Genomic DNA, 11276 nt, shown 5'->3' with positions numbered 1-11276 from the left:
TTGGCCCAAAGTCAGGATAAGAAGCGAATCCAGAGAACCAGTTCTAATTACGGTCTTAGAAAGGGCACTTTGAATTATGCAATGGCATTGCGACTTGTCACGCCCGCGTTGTGATCGCTGCTTTGGATCGGCGGGCGTGACAAGTCGCGCCCCTACGTATGACCAACGCATACACGCACTTACTTTTGAGAACCGAAGCTACAAGAAACGTTTCCATTCGGTTTAAAGTTGTATTAGCTCTCGGAAAGAATGTCGCGTAGCACGTATTGGAGAATGCCGCCGTGACGGTAGTATTCGACTTCGATGTCGGTGTCGATGCGCACGGTGAGCTCGACCGTTTGTGTGCTGCCGTCGGCTTTTTTGATTTCCATCGGGACGGTTTGCCCGGGCTTGAGTGTGTCGCTGAGACCGGTGATCGAAAAGGTCTCTTCGCCAGTTAGGTCCAGCGTTTCGTCGTCCACTCCTGCGGGAAGTTGGAAGGGCAGTACGCCCATGCCGATCAAATTGCTGCGGTGGATGCGTTCAAAACTCTTAGCCACCACGGCGCGCACGCCGAGTAGTGCGGTGCCTTTGGCTGCCCAGTCGCGGGAGCTTCCCATGCCGTAGTCTTCGCCAGTGATGATGATCAGTCCGGTGCCGCGATGCTTGTATTGCTGGCAGGCATCGTAGATGTCCATCGGCTTGCCTTCGGGCATTAGCTTGGTGTAGCCGCCTTCCTTGCCGTCGGCCATTTTGTTTTTGAAGCGCACGTTGGCGAAGGTGCCGCGGGTCATGATGCGATCATTGCCGCGGCGGGAGCCGAAGCTGTTGAAATCCTTTTTGGCCACGCCATGCTCGGCCAGATAGCGGCCGGCGGGGCCGTCTTCCTTGATCGCGCCTGCGGGCGAGATATGGTCGGTAGTGATGGAGTCGCCGGCGATCGCGAGTGGGCGCAGGTCTTTGAGGTCGGTAATGGTGCCCGGCTCCATGCTAAAGCCTTCGAAGAAGGGCGGGCTTTGAATGTAGGTGGATTCGCTGTCCCACTCGTAGCTGTCACCAGTCGATGATTGCACGGCGTTCCACTCGGGGTTGGCGTCGTCGAGTTCGCCATATTTGCTGCGGAACATTTCCGGTTTGAGCCCCGAAAGTACCAGCGCTTCGATCTCCTGGTTGCTGGGCCAGATGTCTTTTAGGTAGATGGGCTTGCCATCGTTCCCATTGCCGATGGGTTCGTTGGCGAGGTCGATGTTGACGTTGCCGGCGAGGGCGTAGGCGACCACCAGAGGGGGCGACATCAGGAAAGAGGCTTTGAGGGCGCCATGCACGCGGGCTTCGAAGTTGCGATTGCCAGAGAGCACGGAGGCACCGATGATATTGCCCTGTTTGAGAGCGTCTTCGATGGCGGGGTCCAGAGGGCCCGAGTTGCCGATGCAGGTGGTGCAGCCGTAGCCGACCAGTTGGAAGCCGAGGGCGTCCAGATCATCCTGTAAGTCGGTCGCTTTCAGGTAGTCGGTCACTACGCGTGAGCCTGGTCCGAGTGATGTTTTGACCAGCGGATTGACCTTTAGGCCTTTCTCGCGTGCCTTGCGGGCGACGAGGCCTGCGGCGATCATGACTGAGGGATTAGAAGTGTTGGTGCAGCTGGTGATGGCAGCAATCAATACTTGGCCGTGAGCGATTGGGGGCAGCTTCGCGGGATCATGTACTTCCGCTTGACCAGGCGTGGCTGGGCGATTGGCCACCATCTCGGTTTCGTTCATGGCGGCCCCTTCGTCGTTAGAGAGGTCAGTGACGCCACCGGTGGGTTCATCGCGGCCGCCTGCGGCGACCGGTGCCGTTACCCGCACTGTTTTATTGAGGTCGCCTTGGGGGATGCCGAAGCCACCTTCGGAGGTGGGGGCGCTCAATAGCGTCGTGAATTTCTCTTTAAGCGCGGGCACTTCAATCCGATCCTGGGGTCGCTTGGGGCCCGAGACGCAGGGCACGATGGTGCTAATGTCGAGTTCCAGGTCAACGGAGTAGTCGATCTCGCCCTTTTGAGGAATGCCAAACATGTTTTGTGCCTGGTAGTAGCTGCGAATGCGCTCGATCTGTGCCTCTTGGCGGCCTGTGAGGCGCAGGTAGTCGAGTGATTTTTCATCGACGGGGAAGAAGCCCATGGTGGCGCCGTATTCCGGTGCCATATTGGCGACCGTCGCGCGGTCGGCCAGGCTGAGTTGGGCGGCGCCATCGCCGTAGAACTCGACAAATTTGCCCACCACTTTGGCTTCGCGCAGTATTTGAGTGATGCGCAGTGTGAGGTCGGTGGCGGTGGTGCCTTCGGGCAACTCGCCGGTGAGGTGCACGCCGACGACTTCCGGAGTTTGAAAATAAACAGGTTGGCCCAGCATGCCGGATTCCGCCTCGATGCCGCCCACGCCCCAGCCGACAATGCCGAGACCGTTGATCATGGTGGTGTGGGAGTCGGTGCCGACCAGTGTGTCGGGGTAGAGGATACCGTCTTTTTCGAAGACCACCTTTGCCAAGTGCTCCAAATTGACTTGGTGCACGATGCCGATCGCGGGGGGCACAACGCTGAAAGTATCAAATGCCTGCTGGCCCCACTTTAGGAATTGGTAACGCTCCTTATTGCGGCTGAATTCGATCTTTAAATTCTCCAAAAATGCGTTGGCCGAGCCTGAGCGATCGACTTGTACCGAGTGGTCGACCACTAAATCGACGGGCACCAGTGGCTCGATCAGGGCAGGGTCTTTGCCTAGTGCAGTGACGGCATCGCGCATGGCGGCGAGGTCGACTAGCAGTGGCACGCCGGTGAAATCCTGTAGCACGACACGCGAGACCACGAAGGGAATCTCTTTGCTGCTACGCTCGCTCGCGCTCCAGTTGGCGAGCGCTGTGACGTCTTCCTCTTTGACCTTTTTGCCGTCGCAGTTGCGCAGCACCGATTCCAGGACGATTCGAATGCTCACCGGTAAGCGGGAGATACCGCTTAGGCCCGCTTCGCTTTCGAGAGCGGGAAGGCTGTAGTATTTGGAGCCATTCAGCTCCTTCAGGACTTTAAACGGATCGTTCATAATGAATTAGGAACTACGATTTTGGACGGATAACTTCGGCGAGCCGTAGAGTTTGCCGAAGTCCTAGAGAGGATGGGCGGAACTATGATGGGGAAAGATCTGCAGCACGATTGAGCGGGCTGCAGATCAGGAATCGTGGGTAGGTTGTGAATTACTCGAATAGACGCCCCTTATGCGAGTGCTGCTTTGATCGCATCAAAATTGGGCAGGTCGTGTGGATCTTCGGAAGATTCGCTGTAGATGATGACCCCCTTTTCGTCGATGACGAAGGCCGAGCGCTTAGAGACGCCCTTGAAGCCCAGCAGGTCGGCGTAGCATACATCGTAAGCCGTTGAAACCTCCTTGTTGAAATCACTGAGTAGAGGGAATTTCAGGCCATCGACCTTGGCCATTTGCTCTTGGGCAAAAGGACTGTCGACGGAGATGCCATAAACGGCTGCATTTAAGTCGTTATAAGCGGTGATGCTGTCACTCACGTCGCACATTTCTTTCATGCAGACGCTGGTGAATGCCAGTGGGAAGAAGAGTAGGACGGTCTTCTTTTTGCCGAAGTTTTCGCTCAAGGTGACGTCGGCGAGACCTTCGTCGTTTTTAGTCTTAAGCGTGAAATCGGGAGCGGTCGTGCCTGTTGCAAGTGCCATTATGGTATGTTTTTATTGGGTTAGTTCGATTGATGAATGAAAGCGTTAAATTAGCGCACTCTATATGTTTTGTAAAGTGCCGCCTAGGATTGTCGCGGGGTTTTCTCTGCGAGGAAGACTGCACCAACGATGCAGGCGCTGCCTATTAGTAGGCGTATGAGCGCTGTCCCTTCGATTTCGGAGATTTCTCCGAAGATGAATAAGGAGCAGGCCATGGCCAAGGGGACCACAGCATTGTTGAAGGCTGCGAGCGTGCCCGCCCGGCAGAGGGCGGCGCCCTTGTTCCATAGGAAGAATCCTAGTCCTGAGGCGACAAGCCCAAGGTAGAGCAATACTTGTATTTGTTGGGCGCTGAGCTGTGTCTTTTCCCAATTGGTGCATAGGATGGAAGCGACCGTGGCGACGGCAATGCCACCAATGTAGAGCAGGGCGAATACTTGGTGATCCTTTGTTGCGGGATGGCTTCGTTTCCAGTCGCGGTAATAGACTTGTCCGAATCCGAAGGCCACGCCTGCGACCTGCATGAGTCCAAAAGCGATCCACAGTGAGTCCATTGAGCCAGCCTTGGCTTTGATTGTGGCCGCTCCTGCGATTGCGAGTAGGGCGGCATAAAGGTATTTTCGATGAAATTGGCACTGCCGCAAATCGTTGATCAGCACCACGTAGAGTGGTGTGAGGATTGAAAATAGGGCGACCAAGTGTGATTGGGCAGGGATGAATTGGAATGCAGCCATGTAGCTGACGTACATGATGCCGAATTGGACGGCCCCGCAGCCGATTAGCTTTAGCTGGCTGCCTGGGGGGACCTTGCTGAGTCTTAAAAATGGCAAGAAGACCAGCCCCGCGATGCCGAGGCGTAGGGCAGCTATATAGAAGGGATCTACGCCGGGTAAATATTTGCCGATGAGGCCGAAAGAGAAAGCCCAAATGAGTGAGACGATCGCTAAGTATTGCATGGGAGGATCAATAAAAAAGCCCCGGGATAACCGGGGCTTTAGATAAATGTATATTAGCTGCTAGATCGCGCTGATGTTACTGCTGGATGATTAATCAATTGCGACGTTTTGATCTTCAGGGCTGACGATAGTGACGCCCGGATCCTCGGGTGTGATTTCGGGTGCAGGTAACTGAATCCAGCCCGGAGTTTGCTCAGTTGGAATGTAGTTCTTGACCAAGCTGAAGAGCGCGTCGAAGGCAGGGTCGCCGCGTGAGATGCGAATGGTGATTTTGCGTTGCGCAGGGATTGGGGAGGTTTCTTGGCCTGAGTTGTTGTCATAGCCGACGTCGACTGCTTGTTTGCCGCTGAAGTCAATCTTGCCGCCAAATTGTGAGATGATGTCAACGAGTCCGTCGAAGTTGTTCACTGTGAGCTCGAATTCACCACGTGTTGCGTTGTAGCGAAGTTCTACTGAGAATTGTGTGCCACGAATCGCTGCCGTGCCCAATTGGGTCTCAACCATGAAAGTCGAGCCGGATTGTAGCTTTTTAACATGACCATTTAGTTTGCCGTAGTTCAGGTTGAGCAGAGTTTGTGATTTGCTGGGGTCCGCTTGCAATTGCTCGTAACTTTGGCTGCTGCTGAAGGAGGCTTGTTCTAGCTTGGTGATGTCCACGCTAGTATTTTCTTCAATTGTCAGCTCGGAGCCGTTTGAAAATACTAATTTGGCAGAACTGAGGGCGGATGCACTGATTTCATCGCCCTGAGTCAGAATATCACCCGCCTTAAGTGGCCCCTTTCCGCCGTTGGCAGCGTATTTTGTGACAGTGCCCATTACTTCGAGCACCTTGGCGGTTGCTAGTTGAGCAGCGTTGGCTGAGAGCGCACTAATCGCGAGCACGCATAGAATAGTAAATGGGATTCGCAGAGTCTTCATAGCGGAGTTTCGTTTAGAAAATAGATAATTGAGTCTTTTACCGTATTTCGTTTCTACACGCTTTCAAGCTTTTTCCCTATTCTTGGCTATATGCGGACTCTTTTACGGAACTATAGCGAATGATTTAGCTTTTCACTGGAAACTCATTGGGTTTGTCTGGCCTGTATGACGAAATTTCGGCCCTGTATCGACCTGCACAACGGACGTGTGAAACAAATTGTAGGTGGCAGTCTGAGTGCGGACGAGCGAGAGCTGCTGACGAATTTTGAGAGTGAGCAGCCGGCAGGCTATTATGCTAGGATGTATCGACAGGATGCGCTGACGGGAGGGCATGTAATTAAGTTGGGGCCTGGTAACGATGCGGCCGCGCGTGAGGCACTTGGCGCTTACCCTGGAGGATTGCAGGTCGGCGGTGGCATTCAGGCAGATAATGCCGCTGATTGGCTGACCGCGGGCGCGAGCCATATAATCGTCACTTCATGGTTATTCGATGCGGAGGGGCACTTCTTGCCGGAGCGGTTGAATCGCTTGGTTGATGAAGTTGGAAAAGAGCGTCTCGTACTGGATCTGAGTTGTCGGGGCCAGGAAAATGGTTGGGTGGTGGCGATGAATCGCTGGCAAACGCCGACTGATTTGAATGTGGATGTGGCGACAATTGTTGAGTTGGCGAGTTCTTGTGACGAGTTTTTGGTGCACGCTGCCGATGTGGAAGGCAAGTGCGAGGGGGTGGATGCGCACTTGGTTGAGTTCTTGGGCAAGTACAGTCCAATTCCAGTCACCTATGCTGGAGGGGCGAACTGCTATGAAGACCTTGAACGAGTGAACTGTTTGAGTCGTGGGAAAGTCGACCTGACGATTGGTAGTGCATTGGATTTGTTTGGAGGTACGCAGATTCGTTACTCGGATTGCGTTGCTTGGAATCGGGGCGTTTAGTATTCCCCGAATACAGTTGTTGCTCTGCTTGATTTTTTAGCTAGCACGGGTATTTTTAGCCGATGATGCGCCGCTTAGTTCAACTCGTCGACAAAGGCATTCGACAAGAGTGGTCGCGATCTTTTACTATGACTCACTTATGAAAATACAGCGTGTCGCGATGGCGATGATTATCGTCTTTTTGACTTTTTATTTGCTTTATCTGGGGCAGGCCCTGCTGTTGCCACTCGTGATCGCAGGAGCGGTGGCTTATTTGATTAGTATTTTGGCGCATACGATCGCATCGCCGATGTTTAAAGGATTTTCTGTGCCGAAGCCGATCGCTATGTTTTTGGCAATTGCGATCATCTTGCTGTCACTTTCTTATTTGGTGCAGCTGATCACGGTGAATATTAAGAGTGTGATTGAAGTGGCTCCAGTGTATCAGAAAAATCTGGAAGCTTTGATCTATAAGGGCTATCGCCTGTTCGGTGCTGAGGAGGTGCCGAATATTCGTGAGTTTCTCAATCAGTTGGATTTTGGCGCCTATCTACAGAGTTTCGGTGCGACGGTGCGTTCGCTTGTGAGCAGTATGGGGATTATTACGGTTTACTTGATCTTCTTACTTTTGGAACAACGCACGTTCGGCGATAAGATGAAGGCGATCATTCGTCATCCCGAACGTCAGAAAGATGCCTTTGAGTTGATTGATAAGATGCGTTCGGATATACGCAGTTATGTGGGGATCAAAGTGCTCACCAGCGCGTCGACTGGATTGATCAGTTATTTTGTGCTTAAGGTGGTGGGTGTTGATTTTGCGAGTTTTTGGGCGGTGCTGATTTTTTTGCTCAATTTTATTCCTACCATCGGCTCGATTATTGCCACCGCATTTCCATCAATGTTGACACTGGTACAGTTTGAGACGCTGGGGCCCTTCATCGTTACGATTTCGGTTTTGACGGCAGTGCAATTTTGTATTGGTAGTTTGCTGGAGCCGAAGCTGATGGGGAATCGTCTTAATCTGAGCCCGATTGTCATTTTGCTTTCACTCGGCTTATGGGGCTCTATTTGGGGGATTCCAGGCATGTTTCTCTGTGTGCCGATTACGGTGATTATTATGATCGTATGCTCGTATTTCCCAGCGACTCGTCCGGTGGCGATCTTATTGTCGGGTAATGGAGAGGTCGTTAGTGGTGTGAAAAAAGAAGTGCTGGAGTCTTAGGAGTTTCGACTCCTATTGACAGCAGCGGATGCGCTGCTTTTCTCTCCCTCTCCTACCACTTATTACTACTATCATTAATCCTACCCTATGAAGAAATTACTAGCCGCTAATCGCAGCGAGATCGCTGTACGTATCTTTCGCAGTGCAACCGAACTGGGCTACCGCACTGTTGCCGTTTATGCAAATGAAGATCGCTTTGGCGTGCACCGCTTCAAGGCGGATGAAGCGTATCTGGTGGGTAAAGGGCAGGGCCCCGTGGCGGCTTATCTGGATATCCCGAGCATTATCGATTTGGCGAAGAAGAAGGGCGTCGACCTGATCCATCCCGGTTATGGCTTCCTTTCGGAAAACGCTGATTTTGCGCGTGCCTGTGAGGAAAATGGTCTGACCTTTGTCGGCCCCAGTGCGGAGCTTTTGGGGCGCATGGGGGACAAGATTGAAGCGCGTAAGATTGCGGAAAAGGCAAAGGTGCCGACCTTGCCAGGCACGCAGGACCCCATTAGTGATCGCGACGAAGCAGTCAAAATCGCGAAAAAAGTGGGCTTTCCGTTGATCATTAAAGCGGCCTTTGGTGGTGGCGGACGCGGTATGCGCGTGGTGAAAGATCCTAAGGATTTAATTCCGCTGCTGGACGAAGCACAGGGCGAGGCAGGCCGCGCATTTGGAAATGATGCGGTCTTTCTTGAGCGCTATATTGGGCGCGCGAAACACATCGAAGTTCAAATTTTGGGCGATAAGCAGGGCAACGTTGTGCACCTGCACGAGCGCGACTGCTCGGTGCAGCGGCGTCACCAAAAGGTCATCGAGATCGCACCCTCGGTAGGCCTTCCCGATGATGTGCGTAAAGACCTCTGCGATGCGGCCGTCAAGATCGCCAAGTCCATCGGCTACTACAATGCCGGCACTGTTGAGTTCTTGTTGGATCTGGATACTCACGAGTGGTTCTTCATCGAAATGAACCCACGCATCCAGGTGGAGCACACGGTGACCGAAGTGATTACTGGCATCGATATCGTGCGCACACAGTGCCTCATTGCCCAGGGGTATAGTCTCTTTAGCGACGAGATCGGCATCCCTGCGCAAGAGGATGTGCCACGTAACGGTTACGCCATCCAGGCTCGCATCACCACGGAAGACCCTGAGAAAAATTTCGCACCTGATTACGGTAAGATTGTCAACTACCGCAGTGCCGCCGGCCTGGGCATTCGCCTCGACGGCGCCATGGGCGATACCGGGGCAGTGATTACTCCCTTCTACGATTCCTTGCTGGTCAAGCTCACTGCTTCCGCGCGCACCTTTGAGCTCGCGATCCAGCGTATGGACCGTGCGCTGCGTGAGTTCCGTATCCGTGGCGTGAAGACTAATATCCCCTTCATCGAGAACGTCATTCACCACGATACCTTCCTCACTGGGGAGGCTATCACGACGTTGATCGATACCACGCCGGCGCTCTTTAACTTCAGCCGCCGTCGTGACCGCGCCACCAAGCTACTCAAGCTGCTCGGGGAGACCATCGTTAATGGCAACGATCAAGTGAAAGGCCGTCCCGTGCCGCTGATGGATTTGCCTGTGATCGTTCCTGACTACGATCCCAAGCAGCCTAAGCCCGCGGGCACTAAGGACTACCTGACCAAGCACGGCCCTGAGAAATTTGCCGAGTGGACGCGTAAGCAAAAGCGTCTGCTGATCACCGACACCACCATGCGCGATGCGCATCAATCACTGCTGGCCGCACGCATGCGCAGCTCCGATCAGCTGGAAGTGGCCGACGCCATCGCGCAACACGGTGACAAGCTCTACAGTCTCGAATGCTGGGGCGGTGCCACCTTCGACACTTCCATGCGCTTCCTGCATGAGAATCCATTCAAGCGCTTGCGTCGTCTGCGGGAACGCATCCCTAATATCTGTTTTCAGATGTTGCTGCGCGGCGCCAACGGGGTCGGTTATTCCAATTATCCGGACAACGTCATCCGTGGCTTCATCAAGCACTCCGCTGACTGCGGCATGGATATCTTCCGCGTATTCGATTCGCTTAACTACTTGCCGAACCTCAAGGTCGCGATGGACTCGATTCGCAAGGATACCAATTCCGTGTGTGAGGCTACCATTTGCTACACCGGTGATATCCTCAACGACGATCGCGACAAATACACCCTCGAGTATTACGTCCAAATGGCCCAAGAGCTGGAGAAAATGGGTGCTCACATCATCGCGCTCAAGGACATGTCCGGCCTCTGCCATCCGCACGCAGCCTATAAACTGATCAAGGCCCTGCGCGCTGCAGTGGCGCTGCCAGTGCACTTCCACACGCACGACTCCAGCGGTATCGCCGGTGCGTCTATTATCAAAGCCGCCGAAGCGGGCGTTGACGCGGTCGACCTTTCGATTGCTTCGCTCTCCGGACTCACCGCACAGCCTAACTTGAACTCGATTATCAACGCCATGCGTGGCGATAAACGTGATACCGGTCTGGATCAAAAGTTCTTTGACGATCTCTCCATCTACTGGGAGGCGATTCGCCAATACTACGAGCCCTTCGACACCAGCCCTAAGTTTGGCAGTGCCGAAGTCTATCGCCACGAAATGCCAGGCGGTCAATACACCAACCTGCGTGAGCAAGCCCGCGCCCTCGGCCTCGGTGCACGCTGGCCGGAAGTGGTGCGTTACTACCACGAGGTCAACGAAGTGCTCGGCGACATTGTCAAAGTCACACCGTCTTCCAAAGTTGTGGGCGACTTATCCATGTTCCTGCTGACCAAGGGCGTTGAGCCCAAGGATATGGTCAACCTCGAGCCCGGCACTGCATTTCCTGAGTCGGTGGTCGACATGCTCTCCGGTGGCCTCGGCCAACCCAAGGGCGGCTGGCCCAAGGATGTGCAAAAGGTCGTGCTTGGTGATCGCAAACCTTACAAAGGCCGCCCCGGCGCCCGTGCCGAAAAAGTCGATCTCGCGGCGACTCGCGAAGAGGTCAAGGCGATCACTAAGCGCAGCGAATGCAACGATGATGATCTCTACGCATACCTGATGTATCCACAGGTCTTCAAGGATCTGGTCAAATATATCAACGAGTATGGGCACGCCCGCGTGTTGCCGACTCCCGCGTTCTTCTACGGTCTCAAGCCCGGCGAAGAAATCTCGGTCGAGATCGAAGAAGGCAAGGTGCTTATTATTAAACTCATCTACGTCAGCGAGCCGGACAAAGAAGGCCTGCGCACGCTCACCTTCGAGCTCAACGGCCGTGCCCGCGAGTGTGTCATCAAGGACCACTCGATTCAGTCCGAGACTAAGCGCCGCGTCAAAGCCGACTCTGCGGACAAGATGCAAGTCGGTGCACCCATCCCTGCGATGGTGAGTGCAGTGACGGCTACCGTGGGCCACAAGGTGAAGAAGGGCGACAAGCTCGCCATTCTGGAAGCCATGAAGATGCAGACGACCGTCTACGCACTCGCCGACGGTATCATCGATCAAGTCGAAGTTCAGGCCGGCGACCAGGTCGAAAGTAAGGACCTCTTGGTCAAGTTACGCTAGTCGTCGGATCCGTTGTAGTTTTTCAGTAGCCCCTGTATCGCGCATC

Annotated in this window: 7 protein-coding genes; 3 read left to right on the top strand and 4 right to left on the bottom strand. The window is 54.0% G+C overall.

The window, feature by feature from the left end; genetic code table 11:
• Positions 1 to 233: 233 nt before the first annotated feature.
• The 4 genes from QEH59_RS06310 to QEH59_RS06295 all read right to left on the bottom strand — a co-directional run bounded on the left by QEH59_RS06310 (position 234) and on the right by QEH59_RS06295 (position 5568).
• Positions 234 to 3053, bottom strand: coding sequence for an aconitate hydratase (locus QEH59_RS06310; RefSeq protein ID WP_308984513.1), 2820 nt, complete (start codon positions 3051 to 3053; stop codon positions 234 to 236).
• Between the two features lie 170 nt (positions 3054 to 3223).
• On the bottom strand, positions 3224 to 3694 hold the full coding sequence (locus tag QEH59_RS06305) for a redoxin domain-containing protein (RefSeq protein ID WP_308984512.1): 471 nt from the start codon (positions 3692 to 3694) through the stop codon (positions 3224 to 3226).
• An 83-nt stretch (positions 3695 to 3777) separates the two neighbouring features.
• On the bottom strand, positions 3778 to 4650 hold the full coding sequence (locus QEH59_RS06300; RefSeq protein ID WP_308984510.1) for an EamA family transporter: 873 nt from the start codon (positions 4648 to 4650) through the stop codon (positions 3778 to 3780).
• Positions 4651 to 4740: 90 nt separating this feature from the next.
• Positions 4741 to 5568 (bottom strand): FecR family protein, encoded by an 828-nt coding sequence (locus QEH59_RS06295; RefSeq protein ID WP_308984508.1) that lies wholly within the window; start codon positions 5566 to 5568, stop codon positions 4741 to 4743.
• A gap of 165 nt (positions 5569 to 5733) precedes the next feature.
• Between QEH59_RS06295 and hisA the strand changes: the two genes are divergently transcribed.
• The 3 genes from hisA to QEH59_RS06280 all read left to right on the top strand — a co-directional run bounded on the left by hisA (position 5734) and on the right by QEH59_RS06280 (position 11230).
• The gene (hisA, locus tag QEH59_RS06290; protein ID WP_308984507.1) at positions 5734 to 6501 is read left to right on the top strand and encodes a phosphoribosylformimino-5-aminoimidazole carboxamide ribotide isomerase; all 768 of its coding nucleotides are present in this window, start codon (positions 5734 to 5736) and stop codon (positions 6499 to 6501) included.
• Between the two features lie 139 nt (positions 6502 to 6640).
• Positions 6641 to 7702 (top strand): AI-2E family transporter, encoded by a 1062-nt coding sequence (locus QEH59_RS06285; RefSeq protein WP_308984506.1) that lies wholly within the window; start codon positions 6641 to 6643, stop codon positions 7700 to 7702.
• A gap of 87 nt (positions 7703 to 7789) precedes the next feature.
• Positions 7790 to 11230, top strand: coding sequence for a pyruvate carboxylase (locus tag QEH59_RS06280; protein ID WP_308984505.1), 3441 nt, complete (start codon positions 7790 to 7792; stop codon positions 11228 to 11230).
• Positions 11231 to 11276: the final 46 nt, after the last annotated feature.

Source organism: Thalassobacterium sedimentorum (genome assembly GCF_031127905.1).
GTDB classification, from domain to species: domain Bacteria; phylum Verrucomicrobiota; class Verrucomicrobiia; order Opitutales; family Coraliomargaritaceae; genus Thalassobacterium; species Thalassobacterium sedimentorum.
This window is presented reverse-complemented; position numbering and strand designations above follow the sequence as displayed.

Excerpts from the sequence above, each read along its gene's own strand:
- QEH59_RS06310 (WP_308984513.1), bottom strand. The coding sequence starts at position 3,053 with ATGAACGATCCGTTTAAAGTCCTGAAGGAGCTGAATGGCTCCAAATAC.
- QEH59_RS06305 (WP_308984512.1), bottom strand. The coding sequence starts at position 3,694 with ATGGCACTTGCAACAGGCACGACCGCTCCCGATTTCACGCTTAAGACT.
- QEH59_RS06300 (WP_308984510.1), bottom strand. The coding sequence starts at position 4,650 with ATGCAATACTTAGCGATCGTCTCACTCATTTGGGCTTTCTCTTTCGGC.
- QEH59_RS06295 (WP_308984508.1), bottom strand. The coding sequence starts at position 5,568 with ATGAAGACTCTGCGAATCCCATTTACTATTCTATGCGTGCTCGCGATT.
- hisA (WP_308984507.1), top strand. The coding sequence starts at position 5,734 with ATGACGAAATTTCGGCCCTGTATCGACCTGCACAACGGACGTGTGAAA.
- QEH59_RS06285 (WP_308984506.1), top strand. The coding sequence starts at position 6,641 with ATGAAAATACAGCGTGTCGCGATGGCGATGATTATCGTCTTTTTGACT.
- QEH59_RS06280 (WP_308984505.1), top strand. The coding sequence starts at position 7,790 with ATGAAGAAATTACTAGCCGCTAATCGCAGCGAGATCGCTGTACGTATC.